17 protein-coding genes are annotated in these 18,386 nt (G+C 43.6%); 15 read left to right on the forward strand and 2 right to left on the reverse strand.

Annotation, left to right across the window (positions count from 1 at the left end; genetic code table 11):
- Nucleotides 1-51 precede the first annotated feature (51 nt).
- The 14 genes from ompR (at nt 52) to hemN (ending at nt 14,680) form a co-directional block, all read left to right on the forward strand.
- A complete protein-coding gene (ompR, locus tag PSE69_RS13730) occupies nt 52-771 on the forward strand; it encodes an osmolarity response regulator transcription factor OmpR (protein WP_004923581.1) in 720 nt (239 codons plus the stop codon).
- Nucleotides 768-2,099, forward strand: a complete 1,332-nt coding sequence (gene envZ, locus PSE69_RS13735; protein WP_071599669.1) for a two-component system sensor histidine kinase EnvZ — start codon at nt 768-770, stop codon at nt 2,097-2,099. The genes ompR and envZ overlap by 4 nt, the downstream gene beginning before the upstream one ends.
- A 187-nt stretch (nt 2,100-2,286) precedes the next feature.
- Nucleotides 2,287-3,042: a hypothetical protein gene (locus tag PSE69_RS13740; RefSeq protein WP_154610530.1), complete on the forward strand. Its 756-nt coding sequence runs from the start codon at nt 2,287-2,289 to the stop codon at nt 3,040-3,042.
- Nucleotides 3,043-3,530: 488 nt separating this feature from the next.
- Nucleotides 3,531-4,574 carry a phosphate ABC transporter substrate-binding protein PstS gene (pstS, locus tag PSE69_RS13745; protein ID WP_004923592.1) on the forward strand — a complete coding sequence of 348 codons (1,044 nt, stop codon included), beginning with the start codon at nt 3,531-3,533 and terminating at the stop codon, nt 4,572-4,574.
- A 112-nt stretch (nt 4,575-4,686) separates the two neighbouring features.
- Nucleotides 4,687-5,643 carry a phosphate ABC transporter permease PstC gene (gene pstC / locus PSE69_RS13750; protein WP_004923595.1) on the forward strand — a complete coding sequence of 319 codons (957 nt, stop codon included), beginning with the start codon at nt 4,687-4,689 and terminating at the stop codon, nt 5,641-5,643.
- A gap of 1 nt (nt 5,644) precedes the next feature.
- The gene (pstA, locus tag PSE69_RS13755) at nt 5,645-6,526 is read left to right on the forward strand and encodes a phosphate ABC transporter permease PstA (protein WP_004923598.1); all 882 of its coding nucleotides are present in this window, start codon (nt 5,645-5,647) and stop codon (nt 6,524-6,526) included.
- Between the two features lie 37 nt (nt 6,527-6,563).
- Nucleotides 6,564-7,340 (forward strand): phosphate ABC transporter ATP-binding protein PstB, encoded by a 777-nt coding sequence (gene pstB / locus PSE69_RS13760; RefSeq protein ID WP_004923601.1) that lies wholly within the window; start codon nt 6,564-6,566, stop codon nt 7,338-7,340.
- Between the two features lie 13 nt (nt 7,341-7,353).
- Nucleotides 7,354-8,070 (forward strand): phosphate signaling complex protein PhoU, encoded by a 717-nt coding sequence (phoU, locus tag PSE69_RS13765; RefSeq protein ID WP_014657010.1) that lies wholly within the window; start codon nt 7,354-7,356, stop codon nt 8,068-8,070.
- 308 nt (nt 8,071-8,378) lie between these two features.
- A complete protein-coding gene (locus PSE69_RS13770; RefSeq protein ID WP_121875212.1) occupies nt 8,379-9,209 on the forward strand; it encodes an ABC transporter substrate-binding protein in 831 nt (276 codons plus the stop codon).
- A 102-nt stretch (nt 9,210-9,311) separates the two neighbouring features.
- On the forward strand, nt 9,312-10,064 hold the full coding sequence (locus PSE69_RS13775; RefSeq protein ID WP_014657009.1) for an amino acid ABC transporter permease: 753 nt from the start codon (nt 9,312-9,314) through the stop codon (nt 10,062-10,064).
- 1 nt (nt 10,065) lies between these two features.
- Nucleotides 10,066-10,818, forward strand: a complete 753-nt coding sequence (locus tag PSE69_RS13780; protein ID WP_121875213.1) for an amino acid ABC transporter permease — start codon at nt 10,066-10,068, stop codon at nt 10,816-10,818.
- 215 nt (nt 10,819-11,033) lie between these two features.
- Nucleotides 11,034-12,368, forward strand: coding sequence for an NCS2 family permease (locus tag PSE69_RS13785; RefSeq protein WP_004923617.1), 1,335 nt, complete (start codon nt 11,034-11,036; stop codon nt 12,366-12,368).
- Nucleotides 12,369-12,568: 200 nt separating this feature from the next.
- Entirely contained in the window at nt 12,569-13,096 is a 528-nt protein-coding gene (yihI, locus tag PSE69_RS13790) for a Der GTPase-activating protein YihI (RefSeq protein ID WP_004923620.1), read from the forward strand.
- Between the two features lie 210 nt (nt 13,097-13,306).
- Nucleotides 13,307-14,680, forward strand: a complete 1,374-nt coding sequence (gene hemN / locus PSE69_RS13795; protein WP_040132691.1) for an oxygen-independent coproporphyrinogen III oxidase — start codon at nt 13,307-13,309, stop codon at nt 14,678-14,680.
- A gap of 38 nt (nt 14,681-14,718) precedes the next feature.
- Here hemN and ampC read toward each other — a convergent pair whose 3' ends face one another.
- Complete coding sequence (ampC, locus tag PSE69_RS13800; protein WP_076914665.1) at nt 14,719-15,852, reverse strand: class C beta-lactamase; 1,134 nt, start codon at nt 15,850-15,852, stop codon at nt 14,719-14,721.
- Nucleotides 15,853-16,046: 194 nt separating this feature from the next.
- Between ampC and PSE69_RS13805 the strand changes: the two genes are divergently transcribed.
- A complete protein-coding gene (locus tag PSE69_RS13805) occupies nt 16,047-16,925 on the forward strand; it encodes a LysR family transcriptional regulator (protein WP_014657004.1) in 879 nt (292 codons plus the stop codon).
- 12 nt (nt 16,926-16,937) lie between these two features.
- Here PSE69_RS13805 and glnG read toward each other — a convergent pair whose 3' ends face one another.
- Nucleotides 16,938-18,383 (reverse strand): nitrogen regulation protein NR(I), encoded by a 1,446-nt coding sequence (gene glnG, locus PSE69_RS13810; RefSeq protein ID WP_004923638.1) that lies wholly within the window; start codon nt 18,381-18,383, stop codon nt 16,938-16,940.
- Nucleotides 18,384-18,386: the final 3 nt, after the last annotated feature.

Raw genomic sequence — 18,386 nt, forward strand, 5'->3', positions numbered from 1 at the left:
TTCTTATTTTAAAAATAATTTCGATAGATTGCACATCTTGAGGGCTACAAAATGCAAGAAAGCTATAAAGTTCTTGTCGTCGATGATGATATGCGTTTGCGTGCCTTGCTTGAACGCTACCTCACAGAGCAAGGATTTCAGGTACGTAGTGCCGCGAATGCTGAACAAATGGATAGGATCCTAACGAGGGAGTCGATTCATCTAATCGTTTTAGATTTGATGTTGCCAGGTGAAGATGGTCTGTCAATTTGTCGTCGTTTACGCAGCCAAAACAATCCAATACCGATTATTATGGTAACGGCTAAAGGTGAAGAGGTTGACCGTATTGTTGGTTTAGAGATTGGCGCCGACGATTACATTCCTAAACCCTTTAACCCGCGTGAATTACTTGCACGTATTCGTGCTGTATTACGTCGCCAAGCAAACGAATTGCCAGGCGCACCATCTCAGGATGATGCGATTATTACCTTCGGTAAGTTTAAACTGAACCTAGGCACCCGTGAAATGTTCCAAGGCGAAGAAAATATGCCTTTGACGAGCGGTGAGTTTGCTGTACTTAAAGTATTGGTTTCGCACCCAAGGGAACCATTATCTCGTGATAAACTGATGAGCTTAGCGAGAGGCCGTGAATACAGTGCGATGGAACGTTCAATTGACGTTCAAATTTCACGTTTACGTCGTATGGTTGAAGAAGATCCAGCTCACCCTCGCTACATTCAGACAGTCTGGGGCTTGGGCTATGTATTTGTGCCGGACGGTAGTAAAGCATGAAGCGACTGAGGTTCTCTCGCCGTAGTACATTTTCGCGTTCGTTATTTTTGTTTGTTGCATTACTGTTTGCCAGCCTTGTCACCAGCTATATGGTGGTGCTGAATTTTGTTGTTATGCCAAGTTTGCAGCAATTCAACAAAGTGTTGGCTTATGAAGTGCGAACATTAATGACGGAGCGGATGGTGCTGCAAGATGGAACCACAGTACGGGTCTCTCCCGCATTACGTAAAAAAATCTACAATGAGTTGGGGATCACCTTTTATGCTCAATCAGCCGCGATGGAAGAAGGCTTAAACTGGGCGAAAGAATACGATTTTCTCAGCGAAAACATGTCGGAATATATTGGTGGCGAAGCCCAAGTGCGTCTTGAGCTTGGCCGCGAATATCCTATTCTTTGGTTAACCTCCTATCTTGCGCCTGATATCTGGGTGCGTGTGCCATTAACTGAAATTGGGCAAAACCAATTTTCGTTAGTATTCCGTTATACTTTAGCCATTTTCCTGTCTATTTTTGCAGGGGTCTGGCTCTATATTCGTTACCAAAACAAGCCATTACTTGAACTTGAATACCATGCAGGGCAAGTGGGGAAAGGGGTCATATTACCCGCCATGCAAGAAAAAGGGGCAACTGAGGTAAGAGCCGCGATCCGCTCCTTTAATCATATGGCTGCGGGCATAAAGACGCTTGAAAATGATCGGACAATTTTAATGGCGGGGGTCAGTCATGACTTACGTACCCCACTGACACGGATCCGATTGGCGACGGAAATGATGAGCCCTGAAGATGGCTACCTAGCAGAATCCATCAATAAGGATATTGAAGAGTGTGATGCGATTATTGGTCAGTTTATGGACTACCTGAAAACGGGTCAGGAAATGAATATGGAGTTTTGTGACCTAAATAGCATCCTCAATGAGGCAGTTACCGCTGAAACGAGCGTGACTGGTGAAATTGAAACGGCACTGGAGCCGGGTAGTCTGATCGTGAATGCGAATCCATTAGCCATTAAACGCGCCATCACCAATATGATTGTTAACGCTTATCGCTATGGTAACGGCTGGATCAAAGTGAGCAGTGGCAAAAATGAGGATTCGGTTTGGTTCCAAGTGGAAGATGATGGTGCAGGTATCAAAGAAGAAGATATTCAACGCCTCTTCCAACCTTTTGTGCAAGGTGAAAAAGCCCGTAGCAATAAGGGAACAGGGCTAGGATTGGCAATTATCCGCCGTATTGTCGATGCCCATGAAGGTAGTATCGAAATCCATAAAAGTGAACGCGGCGGTTTCGCCATTCGTGCACTCCTGCCATTGAAAGAAAAAGAAGAGTAACCATTGTCGGTAGTGGGTCGTATAAAACGACCTACCTTCTATTTTATTTCGGTATTAACGCCTATCTTACGCGCCAGTCATCATATAAAAAATAACTTACTCTATAAGTAATACCATCGTTATATAAAAGATCTGATAGTTATTTTATTTAGATAATAAACATAAATAAAATAACTCAGGTGAATTTATGCATATCAATTTTTCTAAACCTATTTGCTGTTTTCAGAGTAAAGCGGCATTAGCTTTCGCTGGAATAGAGGGAAAGCAAAAGCAGGCTACACTCTCCACGGGAATAATTAATATCAAAAACACAGTCGTAGGGCTGTTTCAAGAACCCAAAAAGGCCTTTAAGCAGGTGAAATGGAGCAAACAACTGGCAACCGTTATACAACTACCTCCAAATCAACCCTTAGCATCGAAAGGGGCATTATCTATTCCTATGCCACCCCCTATGCCAAAGCCTGATATTAAGCCCGCTCAAACAGGAGATGGCGGAAAAACAGGGATGGATCAAGTGATTGCCGAACTTAAAAATAGCCCAGTATTTAAAGCCAATGCGCAGAAATACCAAGCCGCAGCCACGGAGCAACCGACGTCGACAAATACACCGCCACCTCCACCGCCGATGGCAGAATTTGCGGGTCTTCGCAACAATATAGCGGCATTATCGCAGACCACTCATGGTAAAACGGGGATGGATCAAGTGATTGCTGAACTTAAAAATAGCCCAGTATTTAAAGCCAATGCGCAGAAATACCAAGCCGCAGCCACGGAGCAACCGACGTCGACAAATACACCGCCACCTCCACCGCCGATGGCAAAATTTGCAGGTCTTCGCAACACTATAGCGGCATCATCGCAGACCACTCATGATAAAACGGGGATGGATCAAGTAATCGCTCAGCTCAAACAACATCCGGTTTTCAAGTCAAATAAAGAATAATGAATATTTGCTTGTTGTTTGCGTAGCTGGCGTGAGGCTCAATTTTCGCTGATTATCTGCCTGCTTTATCATAAAGCAGGCACCACGCGAGATGACCATTTTGTGATGGTAGTCTGACCGCATACGCAAATTGCTGATTTTAATCCCTTGATGGCAAGCGCATGTTTCTCCCTTGAAACGGTGAATTAAACCGTATTATCAAAATAGAGAAGCAGTAAAAAAGGATTTTACGACTTTTTTATGACAGTTTGTCATGGTGGTCTCAATATAGAGATATTCTGCTCTGTATTTCATTATTTATTGATTTTATGGTCAATTTTGTTTTTTAAGCTGCTGTTTTTTTTCGATAGCTAGACGAAAGTCGTCAATTGTCATAAAACTGTCATAAATCAGACATGTTGTTGTCATCAAATTGTCCTATTTTTCCTACCGTGACATTTCACCAACAATTTACTACTTAATTGTTTCTATACATCCCCGGAGGGATTATGAAAATGATGCGTACAACCTTAGCTAGCGTAATGGCAGCAACCCTTTCAATGACTGCAATGTCTTCTTTTGCTGCCACAAGTTTAACTGGCGCGGGTGCAACATTCCCTGCTCCAGTTTATGCTAAGTGGGCGGACTCTTATCAGAAAGAAACAGGTAATAAAGTGAACTATCAGGGGATTGGCTCTTCTGGTGGTGTTAAACAAATTAATGCAAAAACGGTTGATTTCGGTGCGTCTGATGCGCCATTAACCGATGAAAAATTGAAAGAAGATGGCCTATTCCAGTTCCCAACCGTAATCGGTGGTGTGGTACTGGCGGTTAACGTAAAAGGTATCCAGTCAGGTCAATTGACATTAGACGGTACAACATTAGGTGATATCTACCTTGGTAAAATCACCAAATGGAATGATCCTGCCATCGCTAAATTGAACCCAGGTGTTAACTTACCCGATCAAAACATTGCAGTGGTAAGACGCTCTGATGGCTCAGGTACGACGTTCGTATTTACGAGCTACTTATCAAAAGTCAGCTCAAGCTGGAAAAATGATATTGGTGCAGGCTCTACAGTAAACTGGCCGAAAAACAACGTCGCAGGTAAAGGTAACGATGGCGTTGCAGCTTTCGTCCAGCGTTTACCAGGCTCTATCGGTTATGTGGAGTATGCCTATGCGAAACAGAATAACCTTGCTTATACTAAACTCATTTCCGCAGATGGTAAGGTTGTTTCCCCAACAGGTGAAAGCTTCAGCGCAGCAGCGAAGAAAGTTGACTGGTCTAAGTCATTCGCTCAAGACCTGACTAACCGTAATGGTGAGAACGCATGGCCAATTACCTCAACCACGTTTATCTTAGTTCACAAAGATCAAGCGAATGCAGAAAAAGGAAAAGCTGTGCTCGATTTCTTTAACTGGGCTTATGAGAAAGGTGGTCAGCAAGCAGAAGCATTGGATTATGCTATCCTTCCTCAAGAAGTTGTGACAGCAATTCGTGCAGCATGGAAAACAGAAGTCAAAGATAGCCAAGGCAAACCACTGTTCTAATCAGTGAGCCTCGGGTTGGTAATGGTAGGCGGATGCTTAGGATTAACATCCGCCTTCTGACGTAGTAACTAAATCCTACTAAATAAAGTAGGTGTAGGATGAGACAAAGCGCATGGCCGAAAAAACAACGGCATTTAAAGCACCGAGCAAGTCAGGCGATGTGATATTTGGCGCATTAGTCAAAATTGCCGCGCTAATCACTTTGTTAATGCTTGGTGGCATCATTATTTCCCTTATTTTTGCCTCGTGGCCGAGTATGCAAAAATTTGGGTTTTCGTTTTTATGGACTAAAGAATGGGATGCTCCCGCTGAGGAGTTTGGTGCGCTTGTGCCTATCTATGGCACCATCGTCACATCACTGATAGCCCTGATTATTGCAGTACCCGTGAGCTTTGGTATTGCTCTTTTCTTAACTGAACTTGCACCTAATTGGTTAAAACGCCCATTAGGGATTGCGATTGAGCTTCTCGCTGCCATTCCTAGTATCGTTTATGGTATGTGGGGGCTGTTTGTTTTTGCGCCGCTGTTTGCGGAATATTTTCAAGAGCCTGTCGGCAATGTGATGTCGAGTATCCCAATTGTCGGTGAGCTTTTCTCAGGTCCTGCATTCGGGATTGGTATTTTGGCAGCAGGTATTATCCTCGCCATTATGATCATTCCTTATATTGCCTCTGTCATGCGTGACGTGTTTGAACAAACACCTGTCATGATGAAGGAGTCAGCATATGGTATCGGTTGTACCACATGGGAAGTGATCTGGAATATTGTTCTGCCTTATACACGTAACGGCGTGATAGGTGGGGTAATGTTAGGTTTAGGGCGCGCGCTTGGTGAAACAATGGCGGTGACCTTTGTAATTGGTAATACGTATCAACTGGATAGTTTCTCGTTGTTTATGCCGAGTAACAGTATTACTTCTGCATTGGCGAATGAATTTGCCGAAGCGGAAGGTGGTCTACATACCGCTGCGCTGATGGAACTTGGGTTAATTCTATTTGTTATCACCTTTATTGTTCTGGCGATATCAAAACTCATGGTTATGCGTTTAGCGAAGAACGAGGGCCGTTAATATGTCGACATCCGATAATATTGTCGTTAATCAAAAAGAACGAGCCCGTCGTCAGGCATGGCGACGCCAAGTTAACCGAATCGCTCTGTTTGTTTCGATGCTAACGATGGCATTTGGGCTGTTCTGGTTAATTTGGATTTTGTTCTCAACCGTTACCAAAGGGTTCGATGGCATGTCATTGAACTTGTTCACAGAAATGACTCCTCCACCGAATACGGAAGGGGGCGGCCTTGCTAATGCTATCGTAGGTAGTGGGCTGTTGATCTTGTGGGCAACGGTCGTGGGTACACCGCTTGGGATCTTAGCAGGCATCTATTTGGCAGAGTATGGCCGTAAATCATGGCTAGCTTCTGTAACGCGTTTTATTAATGACATTTTGCTTTCAGCACCATCGATTGTGGTGGGGCTATTCGTCTATACCATTGTGGTGGCGCAAATGCAGCACTTCTCTGGCTGGGCTGGCGTTATCGCATTGGCGTTGTTGCAAATTCCGATTGTTATCCGTACCACTGAAAACATGTTGAAGTTAGTGCCGGATAGCTTACGAGAAGCCGCATATGCGCTAGGTACGCCAAAATGGAAAATGATTTTATCGATTACGCTTAAAGCATCTGTCTCCGGGATCATTACAGGTATTTTGCTGGCTATTGCTCGTATTGCGGGGGAAACCGCACCATTACTGTTCACATCACTGTCGAACCAGTTCTGGAGTACGGATATGAATGAGCCAATTGCTAACTTACCCGTCACTATCTTTAAATTTGCGATGAGCCCGTTCTCCGAATGGCAACAACTGGCATGGGCAGGGGTTCTATTAATCACCCTATGTGTCTTGTTAATTAACATCGTCGCACGTGTTGTGTTTGCTCAGAAAAAACACTAACCCCGGATTGAATAAAGATTTATAGAGAGAAGTTGCCATGATTAATGCAAATGATATTGCAAACAGTAAGATTAAAGTACGTGACCTTAATTTTTATTACGGGAAATTCCACGCATTAAAAAATATCTCATTAGATATCGAAAAAAATAAAGTCACCGCCTTTATCGGCCCATCTGGTTGCGGTAAATCGACCTTACTGCGTACCTTCAATAAAATGTATGAGCTGTACGGTGAACAGCGTGCGGAAGGTGAAATCTTACTTGATGGTCAAAATATTCTGACAGACAAACAGGATATCGCTCTGTTACGTGCCAAGGTCGGAATGGTATTCCAAAAACCAACGCCATTCCCAATGTCAATCTACGATAATATTGCATTTGGTGTACGCCTGTTTGAAAAACTCTCTCGTGTAGAGATGGATGAGCGCGTTCAATGGGCATTAACCAAAGCGGCTCTGTGGAATGAGACCAAAGATAAATTACATCAAAGTGGTTATAGCCTATCTGGTGGTCAGCAACAGCGTCTATGTATCGCACGTGGTATTGCTATCCGCCCTGAAGTGTTATTGCTTGATGAGCCGTGTTCAGCTCTTGACCCAATTTCAACAGGGCGCATTGAGGAGTTGATCAGCGAACTCAAATCTGAATACACCGTGGTGATCGTAACTCACAATATGCAACAGGCTGCGCGTTGTTCTGATTATACGGCCTTTATGTATTTGGGTGAGCTGATTGAGTTTAATAATACAGACAAGATGTTCACCACACCTGAAAAGAAACAAACTGAAGACTACATTACTGGTCGTTACGGTTGATATGGAGCCGACTATGGATACGCTGAACCACAACAAACATATTTCTGGGCAGTTCAATGCTGAACTGGAACATATCCATACAGAGTTGATGACAATGGGAGGGCTGGTTGAAGAACAGCTCACCAAAGCTATCACAGCGATGCATAATCAGGATGAGGCTCTTGCGCGCGAAGTTATCGAAAATGACCATAAAGTCAATATGATGGAAGTGGCTATTGATGAAGAATGCGTGAAAATTATCGCAAAACGCCAGCCGACAGCGAGCGATTTGCGACTGATTATGGCAATTTCTAAAACGATTGCCGAACTTGAGCGTATTGGTGATGTTGCCGATAAAATTTGCCAAACTGCATTGGAAAAGTTTTCTCACCAGCACCAGCCGTTATTGGTGAGCCTCGAGTCATTAGGTCGTCATACTGTGCAAATGTTGCATGATGTCTTAGATGCCTTTGCACGCATGGACTTGGAAGAAGCCATTCGGATTTATCGAGAAGATGAAAAGGTAGACCAAGAATACGAAGGGATCGTGCGTCAACTGATGACGTACATGATGGAAGACCCAAGGACTATCCCTAGTGTACTGACTGCGCTGTTTTGTGCTCGCTCTATTGAACGTATCGGTGATCGTTGCCAAAACATCTGTGAATTTATTTTTTACTATGTCAAAGGCCAAGACTTCCGTCATGTAGGTGGTGATCGCTTAGAAAAGATGATCACTAAGAAGGAATAACGAGGTAATGCCGCCAAGGGGCCGCCTCACGGTGACTCCTTGGTACAAACTTTCTTTTTCGTCTGGGGTGATACCCGCTCTAGTCAACCTTTAAACATTTCCGTTTTTCCTTTTCGTTATAAGAAAAGGCTATTCATGGTTTAGACCATAATTTAGGGCGTCTCCGATGGTGTTTGCCCTTTTTTTATATCCGCATTTATATATTCTTTTTTGATATAAATATATTAACTAATAGTATTTCAAGAAATAAGCGTTCCTTGATAATTTGGGATGGTCAATTTACATAAGTTTACCGTCAGAGGTGTTCAATGAAAGCTCGCGTTTTAACTACCGCACTACTTGCAGGCCTTGCGCTGGTGGCCAATGTCGCCAATGCAGATAATCTGGATGATATTAAGCAAGCGGGTGTGATCCGTATCTCTGTTTTTGACAGTAACCCACCATTTGGTTTTATTGATCCACAAACGAAAAAACTCGCGGGCTATGATGTTGATATCGCACAGGCGATAGCGGATGACCTTGGCGTCAAGTTAGAGTTGCGTCCAACCAACCCAGCAAACCGTATTCCACTACTGACTTCAGGTAAAGTCGATTTAATTGGGGCAAATTTCACTATCACTGATGAACGTGCTAAGCAGGTGGATTTTTCTATTCCTGATTTTGCAACAGGGCAAAAGTTTATTGCGCGCAAAGGGGTATTGAAGACGCCTGATGATATCGCACCTTTACGTATTGGTGCCGACAAAGGTACCGTGCAAGAAGTGACATTACGTGAACGTTATCCGAATACAAAAGTCATTTCTTATGATGATACACCACAGGCATTTGCGGCTTTACGCAATGGTAACGTACAAGCAATTACCCAAGACGATGCAAAATTAGTGGGATTACTTGGTAACTTACCTGAGAAAGTCAAAGCAGATTTTGAAATCTCTCCATTTAGCATCACTCGCGAATATCAAGCGGTTGCTGCCGCTAAAGGTGAAACACGTTTAATCGAAAATGTGAATAACACGTTGTTGAAGCTTGAAAAAGAAGGCAAAGCAGAACAGATTTATAACCGTTGGTTTGGCCCTGATACAAAGGCCGCTCAACCTCGCGGTGAGTTCAAATTTGCACCACTGGATCAGCAAAAATAATAGGCGTTCTATTTCGCCGATTCCATGCTCACTGGTCGATAAGCATAGAATAAATAGCCCCGCATATTATCGCGGGGTTCTTAGTTATAAAAGGCAGCACTTATGTTTGAAAAATTAACGAGCGGCGAGTTTCTTTCTGAGCATTTTTTAGCTCCCGAGTATTTGGAATGGTTTGGTTATGGTTTTTTACTGACCCTCTGGATCTCCATTTGTACCATTATCGCTGCAACGTTATTAGGTTTTGTGGTTGCTGCGGCAAGGGATAGCCAAATTGCTCCGCTACGCTGGATTGTCGGAGTGTATGTTTCCGTTTTTCGCAATACCCCGTTGTTGGTTCAACTCTTTTTCTGGTATTTCGCTTCCGGTGAAATTTTATCATCGGATATGATGGCGTGGCTTAATACTCCCCACGAAATCACATTTGCGGGGATGACGCTCAGTTGGCCTTCGTTTGAATTTTTAGCAGGTTTTATTGGCTTAACGTTATATACCGTACCATTTATTGCCGAAGAAATACGCTCCGGTATCCGTGGTGTACGACAAGGCCAAAAATATGCCGCTTTTGCGCTGGGTTTAACAGGGTGGCAAGCGATGAAACATGTGGTGCTACCCCAGGCCGTTAAAATAGCCATGCCACCTCTTCTCGGGCAATACATGAATGTCGTTAAAAACTCCTCTTTAACCATGGCGATTGGTGTGGCTGAGCTATCTTATGTATCACGTCAGGTTGAAAGCCAAACACTACAGACATTTACGGCATTTGGCCTAGCCACTGTGCTGTATATTGCGATTATCGCGGTAATGGAAGGTTGGGGGCAGTGGCGAGCGCAACGTAATTTAGTGGAGAGTGTGTAAGATGGATTTTTCAGTCATTGAGCAAAACTGGCAGTACCTTTTGTTTGGTGCGTTTCCAGATGGCCCTATTGAAGGTGCCGCATTAACATTAATTATCAGCTTGGTCGCGGGGGCAATGTCGATTGTATTCGGTACGCTTGGTGGTGTTGCCTTAGCGATGTTACGTGGTTTCTGGATGAACCTGTTCGCTGCTGTTTTAGGCTTTTTCCGCGCCATTCCCGTCATTATGCTGATTTTTTGGACTTATTTCTTTTTGCCCGTTGTGCTCGGAACCGAAATACCGGGTATCGCCTCAGTGATTTGCGCTCTCGCCTTAATCACGTCGGCGTATTTGGCCCATGCGGTTAAGGCGGGCATTTTAGCAATAGGCAAAGGGCAATGGCAGGCTGGCTTATCGTTAGGTTTTAGCCGTTGGCAAGTGCTTTGGCAAATAGTTTTACCCCAAGCATTACGCATGATGGTGCCATCGTTTATTAACCAATGGGTTGCGCTGATTAAAGACACGTCTTTGGCTTACATTGTGGGCGTTGCTGAACTGTCATTTTTGGCAACACAGGTGAATAACCGTGAAATGGTTTATCCACTCGAAATTTTCTTATTTGTCGCGTTTATTTACTTTGTCATCTGTCTGACATTAGAAGTTGTCGCCAACTTGATAGCAAAACGTTTAAGTCATCATCGTGGGGCTAAACCATTTGCTGCGAAGCGGTCATTACTCTTTTGGCGCAGGCAGAAGCTACTCGCCTTATCGTAATCATCATAATGTGGCGGTGCAAATGGCGCCGCCACGATCACGCAAAAATTTCTTTTTTCTGTAAATTCCAATTCATCTTGCTGTATCAGTAAGTTAACGCACTTTTGAGTATTATCATCACGCAAACGTTTTCTTTTTTTCATTTTAACGGTAACACTCTCGATTTGTTTGTTGTAGGATAGGGCGAAAAAAACTTTTTTTGGGCGCAATATCTAATGAGTAATCAATCTTCTGGCTCTGTGCAACAACAGGGTCTGTTCCAACGCGTGTTTAAATTACAAGAACACGGAACAACGGCGAAAACTGAAGTCGTTGCAGGTTTTACAACCTTCCTCACAATGGTCTACATTGTCTTTGTTAACCCTCAAATTTTATCTGTCGCAGGGATGGACATTAAAGCCGTATTCGTAACGACCTGTTTAATTGCGGCTATCGGCAGTATTTTGATGGGGTTATTAGCAAATCTACCTATCGCGGTGGCACCAGCAATGGGGCTAAATGCCTTTTTTGCTTTTGTCGTCGTTGGGGCGATGGGGTATTCATGGCAAGTTGCGATGGGCGCTGTGTTCTGGGGCGCTGTGGGTCTCTTTATTCTAACACTCTTTCGTATCCGCTACTGGATCATTGCAAATATTCCATTGAGTTTGCGTGTGGGGATCACCAGCGGTATCGGTCTATTTATTGCCATGATGGGGCTGAAAAATTCAGGTATTATCGTGGCGAATCCAGACACTTTAGTCTCCATTGGTAACTTCACCCAACATAACGTTTGGTTAGGTGCTCTGGGCTTTTTCATTATTGCAATTTTAGCTGCCCGTAATATTCATGCAGCAGTATTAGTTTCCATTGTGGTCACTACCTTGATTGGCCTTGCATTAGGCGATGTGAAGTTCAACGGCATCTTCTCTTTGCCACCTAGCATCACCAGTGTAGTGGGGCAAGTCGATATTTTGGGATCACTGGACTTGGCGCTGTCTGGGGTCATCTTTGCTTTTATGTTGGTTAACTTATTCGACTCATCCGGCACAATGATTGGGGTTACGGATAAAGCTGGCATTACTGATGCTCGCGGAACATTCCCGCGCATGAAGCAAGCACTCTATGTGGATAGCTTAAGTTCTGTTGCCGGCTCTGCAATGGGAACATCATCGGTAACCGCTTATATCGAAAGCTCTTCGGGGGTATCTGTTGGTGGGCGTACTGGTCTGACTGCCATTGTGGTTGGGGTGTTATTCCTATTAACCATGTTTATTTCTCCTTTAGCGGGTATGGTTCCTGCTTATGCAACCGCAGGCGCGCTGATTTATGTTGGCGTGTTGATGACATCCAGTTTAACGCGTGTGAAGTGGGATGATTTGACGGAGTCGGTGCCTGCATTTATTACTGCGGTCATGATGCCATTTAGCTTTTCGATTACAGAAGGTATTGCATTAGGCTTTATCGCTTACTGTGCAATGAAGATCGGTACTGGTCGTTGGCGCGACTTAGGGTTATGTGTTGTTTTAGTTTCCATTTTATTTATTTTAAAAATGGTTTTAGTCGACGCCTAATCACCTTCCTTATCTAACGGCTCCCTTCTTGGAGCCGTTTTGTCATCAAATACTCTTAATTGCTATCAATTCGAGCTATAATCAATAAGACTGACAAGCAAAATGCAAAAAACCGTTTTAATTGCTGCTCAAGTGCTTTCACAGCTTGAGGGATTCTGCTAGATTCCGCAGCAGAAACTGACTTATCAAGGTATCAGACCATGAATTCACCAAAAAAACCGGCAAGTAAAACCGCCAGCAAAACCAAGAAAAAGTACCGTAAAACAAAAGAAGAGCTTAATGCAGAAGGGCGTGAGCGCAAACGCCAGAAAAAGCATCGTGGTAATAAATCAGGGGCGCGTTATCAAGAAAAATCAACGAATAGCAAGTCTGGAAATCAAAATCAGGCCCTAGACCCACGTGTGGGTAGCAAAAAACCGATTCCGTTGGTTGTTGATGATAATGCGGTGGTAACACGCCCAGCACCCGCTAAAGAGCCGGCAGTAAAAGTTAAATTATCACCAGAGCAAGAGCTTGAAATGCTTGAGCAGGACGATCGTTTAGATAGCTTGTTGGCGCGTTTAGAAGATGGTGAAACGGTGACAGCGGAAGAGCAGGCGTATATTGATACTTGTTTAGACCGCATTGATGAGCTGATGTCTATTTTAGGTATTGAACTGACCGACGACGATGAAGAAGAAGACGAAGATAAACTGGATGACATTATGCGTATCCTGAAAAGTAAATAATCGTTTTTCTATCTCCTCCGGTGCACTGCCGGAGGAGGTTTTGGTTAAAATTCATTCAAGTCATGCGACTTTTGGTGCTGCATCAACTCTCTCTTGCCAATCACAAGTTATAATTTCTTTTATGTTATTATGTCGTGTATATAAGTTCGCCAATAAAAAAACATAAGATACAGCCTGTAAGTAGGTATTCGGCGCAATTGAGGAATGTTAATGTCAGAGCAAAATATCGTTTGGGATCTCTCTCTCATCCAAAAATATAATTATTCAGGGCCACGCTATACGTCATACCCGACAGCTTTGGAATTTAACCAAGAGTATGATGAGAGTGCGTTTGTGGCTGCAACTCAACGCTACCCTGAAAACCCATTATCGCTCTATGTTCACATCCCTTTTTGCCATAAGCTTTGTTATTTTTGTGGCTGCAATAAACTGGTGACACGGCAAAAGCATAAAGCAGATGAATACTTGCAGGTCATCGAAAAAGAGATTATTCAACGTGCAGCCTTATTAAAAGGGCGAACCGTTACACAGATGCATTGGGGCGGCGGCACACCTACTTATCTCGATAAGGCTCAAGTTAGCCATTTGGTCGCTTTGCTCAAAACACACTTCCATTTCTCTGATGACGTTGAAATGTCGATAGAGGTAGACCCCCGTGAAATTGAACTGGATATGATAGATCATTTGCGCAGCGAAGGGTTCAACCGCCTGAGTATGGGGGTGCAAGATTTTAATAAAGATGTTCAGGTTTTAGTTAACCGCGAACAAGATGAAGATTTTATTTTTGCGCTCATTAATCGAGCAAAAGAAACGGGGTTTACATCAACCAGTATTGACCTGATTTACGGTCTACCAAAGCAAACCCCAGAAAGCTTTGCTTTTACCTTGAAAAAAGTGATTGAACTGTCACCGGATCGTTTGAGCGTGTTTAACTATGCTCATTTGCCTAACTTGTTTGCGGCACAGCGTAAAATTAAAGATGAAGACTTGCCAAGTGCTGAGCAAAAACTGGATATTTTGCAAGAAACCATCGCGACCTTAACCTCAGAAGGCTATCAGTTTATTGGTATGGATCACTTTGCCAAACCACAAGATGAGTTAGCCGTTGCACAGCGTGAAGGGATTTTACATCGCAACTTCCAAGGCTACACCACTCAAGGGGATTGTGATTTATTAGGATTGGGCGTATCGGCGATCAGTATGTTGGGTGATAGTTATGCGCAGAACCAAAAAGATTTAAAAACCTATTATGCGCAAGTAGAAGAGCAAGGGCATGCTTTGTGGCGTGGGTTAGTGTTAACCAATGATGACTGCTTACGCCGAGATGTGATAAAGACACTGATTTGTAATTTCCAACTTCATTATGCGCAAATTGAGGCGCTTTATCCTATCGAGTTTAAACGCTATTTTGCAGAGGATTTAGCGCTGTTAAAACCGATGGAAGAAGATGGCTTAGTCGAAATAACAGAAACCGCGATTAAGGTGACTCCTCAAGGGCGCTTGCTGATCCGTAATATCTGTATGTGCTTTGATGTCTATTTGCGTAATCAAATGCGTCAACGCCAATTTTCTCGTGTTATTTAAATACATGGCTCCATATTACAATGGAGCCGTTTGAGTATTTAGCGTTCGATTTTCTCTAGTAACTGGTAAGTCGCTGTAATGCGCTGAGGAATAGGTATCCATTTATTGGATAGCATAACAATGGCAATCTTCTCTTCTGGAATAAATATCGCGTATGTCGCAAAGCCATTGCTAGAGCCAGTCTTGTTATAATAAGCGCGTACTTCTGGCGCCATGGCTGGCTTAATCAATTCCACTTTTTGTGGTTTGAGAGCCATATCATCACGGTTGCCTTGCAGTAATTGTGAAAGCGACACCGGCCATGGATAGCTTTCCCACATCATATCCTGCACAAACGAATCGGTTAGGTAAACGCCAGTATGGGTGTTTTCAATCGCTTCTTGCCAAGTTTTCGCCACTTTAATGGATTGCATATTGATTTCTAAATAACGGATCAAATCTTTGGCATTGGACTTTAGGCCATAAGCCTCTGGACCAAGGATTTCTAGGTTTAAGCGAACAGGCTGATTTTGCTTATTGTAGCCTTGTGCGTAATATTTCTCTTGGCTTTTGGGAACATGGATATAAGTATGTTTTAAGCCAAGTGAAGGCAGCATCAATTTTTCCATAGCCTGAGAAAAAGGCATATTAAGTTGCTTTGCCGTCACGATACCAAGTAACCCAACCCCTAAATTTGAATAAGAACGATATTGTCCAACCTCATTGTCAGGAAGCCATTTTTGATAATACGCCATTAATTGATCGTTGGTTTTGATATCGCTAGGTACAAATAGCGATAACCCTGATGTATGGGTGGCTAAATTCATCACGCTAAGATTATCAAAAGCACTGCCTTTTAATTCAGGTAGGTAATGACTGACACTTTGGCTAAAGTCGAGTTTTCCTTGAATTTGCGCATAAGTTGCCAGTGTTGCGGTAAAGGTTTTTGATAAGGAGCCAATTTCATACAGCGTCCTATCAGAAACAGGAATTTGGGTCTGTTTTGACTGAACACCGTAATGGTAAATAGCTTGTTTGCCATTCACTGAGATGGCAACAGACATACCCGGGATCTGTTCTTGTTTCATCAGGGGCTTGATAATGTCATCGACCTCTTGCTGTGTAAGGGCAAAGGCGGAAATCGATGTCATTGCTAAACTTAAGGCGATAAAAAGCCGCCCCTGACGAAAAATATTTTTCATAGAGTTATCCATTAAAGTAAAAGTTTTAGTTATTGATAATTAAAATTCAGGTATTCTAATTTCCACATGCCTTAGATGCTGAGGCATTGATTAATACCGTATTGTCCGATGATGAGCAAAGAGTATGCCTATTTTAAATTCTGATTTGAAACGATATAAAATTCGATGAGGTAAAAGAAAAACTTATGTCAGGGAATTATCGTCATCGTCTCCCTTTGAATGCGTTGAGAGCATTTGAAGCTTCAGCGCGGCACCTAAGCTTTACAAGAGCAGGGCTGGAGTTGAATGTGACCCAAGCCGCTGTGAGTCAGCAGGTACGTTTGCTGGAAGAGCAGCTTGGACTTGAGCTATTTATTCGCTTACCTCGGGGGCTGGCTCTGACCGATGAAGGGTTGGCTTTACTTCCTGTACTCAGCCGCTCATTTGACCAAATAGAGTCATTGTTACAACAATTTGAAGATGGGCATTACCATGAAGTCTTGAGTGTCTCCGTTGTCGGTACGTTTGCAGTAGGTTGGTTATTACCACGCTTACCCGCTTTTGCTGCATTGTATCCTTATATCGATTTGCGCATCATGACGCACAATAACGTGGTTAATTTAGCAGCTGAGGGGGTTGATTTTGCGATCCGTTTTGGGGAAGGATTGTGGCCATTAGCAGAAAATACGGCGCTATTTTCAGCGGCTCATACCGTACTGTGCTCTGAAAAAGTGGCCAATAAGTTAACTCATCCATTAGATTTAAAAGATCACAGTTTGATGCGCTCTTATCGTAAAGACGAATGGGAAAAATGGCAGATAGCAGCAGAGCTTGAGCCATGGCGAGTGAAAGGGCCAATTTTCGACTCTTCGCGCTTAATGGTTGAAGCTGCGCTGTTAACGGATGGCGTGGCGCTGGCTCCAAGTTGTATGTTCGAGCACGAATTGAGCGCCGGTACATTGGTTCAACCGTTTGATATTAGCGTCACTTTAGGGGGATATTGGCTGAGTCGATTGAAATCACGACCGACAACCCCTGCAATGGCTATTTTTCGTCATTGGCTACTTGCAGAGGTGCAGAAATAAGCCTGTGGTGATTTACTCAATACCCAACTCTTTTAATTTGCGGGTGAGAGTATTTCGCCCCCAACCTAATAAACGAGCCGCTTCTTGTTTGTGCCCATTCGTATATTTGAGGGCGCAATTTAGCATGGTATGCTCCATTAGAGGAACGGTTTGAGCTAATAAGTTTTCTTTACCTTCAGCTAATGCACTGTGTGTCCACTGCTCGAGCAGTTCAAACCATGATGGATGATGACTTGTGACAGACTGACGTGCTGCTGGCTCCTCGCTAGCATCGTCCGGTTGTGGGCTATCCAACAGGTCTTCTGGTAAATCTTGCGGTAGAATTTCTTGGCTAGCCGCCATAACCGTTAACCAGCGACAAACGTTCTCCAATTGCCTCACGTTACCGGACCAATGATAGCGTTGCAGAATATGTTCACTATCTGGATGTAGTACCTTACTATCGACACCGAGCTCTTTGGCAGTATTTTGTAAAAAATAATGGGCAAGACGTGGGATATCTTCTGTTCTTTCACGTAATGGTGGGAGCTGTACACGGATGACATTTAAGCGATGAAATAAATCCTCACGGAATAGCCCCTCTTTAACACGTTTTTCTAGATTTTGGTGTGTTGCTGCGATAATACGCACATCGACTTTTACCGGAGTATAACCGCCGATACGATAAAATTGCCCTTCCGCAAGAACTCTCAATAGTCGTGTTTGTATATCTAGAGGCATATCGCCAATTTCATCAAGAAATAGTGAGCCGCCATTAGCTTGCTCGAAACGGCCTTGCCTAACCTGTGTGGCGCCAGTAAAGGCCCCTTTTTCATGACCAAATAGCTCTGACTCAATGAGATCTTTAGGAATAGCCGCCATGTTGAGAGCAATAAAAGGGCCGTTGGCACGAGGGCTATGCTGATGCAGTGCATGTGCAACTAATTCTTTACCTGTACCGGACTCACCATTAATCAGCACACTAATGGATGAGCGAGAGAGGCGACCTATGATCCGATAAACCTCTTGCATAGCAGGAGCTTCACCTATCATGGTGGAAGAGACACTCTCCGTTTTCTGTTTAGAATCACGTTCGAGGTGGTTTTGTTCTCGGCTATGGCTCAAGGCGCGTTCGACTAAAGCGACGGTTTCATCAATATCAAAAGGCTTAGGTAGGTAATCAAAAGCCCCCGATTGATAAGCATTTACCGCTGCATCAAGATCAGAGTGTGCCGTCATAATAATAATGGGAAGCGATGGGTGCGACTGCTTTAGCCGATTAAGTAAGGCTAAACCATCAATACCCGGCATACGAATATCTGATAACAAAACATCAGGGCAATCATGCTCTAAAGCGGCAAGAACAGCATCGGCACTGTCAAAGCAGGTGCAATGAAAAGAGGCACTATTTAAGGCGCGCTCAAGCACCCAACGAATAGAACTGTCATCATCAACAACCCAGATTTTTCCCTGCTGCATTGT

Origin of the sequence: Providencia sp. PROV122 (assembly GCF_028482365.1) — a bacterium.
GTDB classification, from domain to species: Bacteria; Pseudomonadota; Gammaproteobacteria; order Enterobacterales; family Enterobacteriaceae; genus Providencia; species Providencia stuartii.

Coding starts and splice junctions, on each gene's coding strand:
- ompR (WP_004923581.1), top strand. CDS start 52: ATGCAAGAAAGCTATAAAGTTCTTGTCGTCGATGATGATATGCGTTTG.
- envZ (WP_071599669.1), top strand. CDS start 768: ATGAAGCGACTGAGGTTCTCTCGCCGTAGTACATTTTCGCGTTCGTTA.
- PSE69_RS13740 (WP_154610530.1), top strand. CDS start 2,287: ATGCATATCAATTTTTCTAAACCTATTTGCTGTTTTCAGAGTAAAGCG.
- pstS (WP_004923592.1), top strand. CDS start 3,531: ATGAAAATGATGCGTACAACCTTAGCTAGCGTAATGGCAGCAACCCTT.
- pstC (WP_004923595.1), top strand. CDS start 4,687: ATGGCCGAAAAAACAACGGCATTTAAAGCACCGAGCAAGTCAGGCGAT.
- pstA (WP_004923598.1), top strand. CDS start 5,645: ATGTCGACATCCGATAATATTGTCGTTAATCAAAAAGAACGAGCCCGT.
- pstB (WP_004923601.1), top strand. CDS start 6,564: ATGATTAATGCAAATGATATTGCAAACAGTAAGATTAAAGTACGTGAC.
- phoU (WP_014657010.1), top strand. CDS start 7,354: ATGGATACGCTGAACCACAACAAACATATTTCTGGGCAGTTCAATGCT.
- PSE69_RS13770 (WP_121875212.1), top strand. CDS start 8,379: ATGAAAGCTCGCGTTTTAACTACCGCACTACTTGCAGGCCTTGCGCTG.
- PSE69_RS13775 (WP_014657009.1), top strand. CDS start 9,312: ATGTTTGAAAAATTAACGAGCGGCGAGTTTCTTTCTGAGCATTTTTTA.
- PSE69_RS13780 (WP_121875213.1), top strand. CDS start 10,066: ATGGATTTTTCAGTCATTGAGCAAAACTGGCAGTACCTTTTGTTTGGT.
- PSE69_RS13785 (WP_004923617.1), top strand. CDS start 11,034: ATGAGTAATCAATCTTCTGGCTCTGTGCAACAACAGGGTCTGTTCCAA.
- yihI (WP_004923620.1), top strand. CDS start 12,569: ATGAATTCACCAAAAAAACCGGCAAGTAAAACCGCCAGCAAAACCAAG.
- hemN (WP_040132691.1), top strand. CDS start 13,307: ATGTCAGAGCAAAATATCGTTTGGGATCTCTCTCTCATCCAAAAATAT.
- PSE69_RS13805 (WP_014657004.1), top strand. CDS start 16,047: ATGTCAGGGAATTATCGTCATCGTCTCCCTTTGAATGCGTTGAGAGCA.
- glnG (WP_004923638.1), bottom strand. CDS start 18,383: ATGCAGCAGGGAAAAATCTGGGTTGTTGATGATGACAGTTCTATTCGT.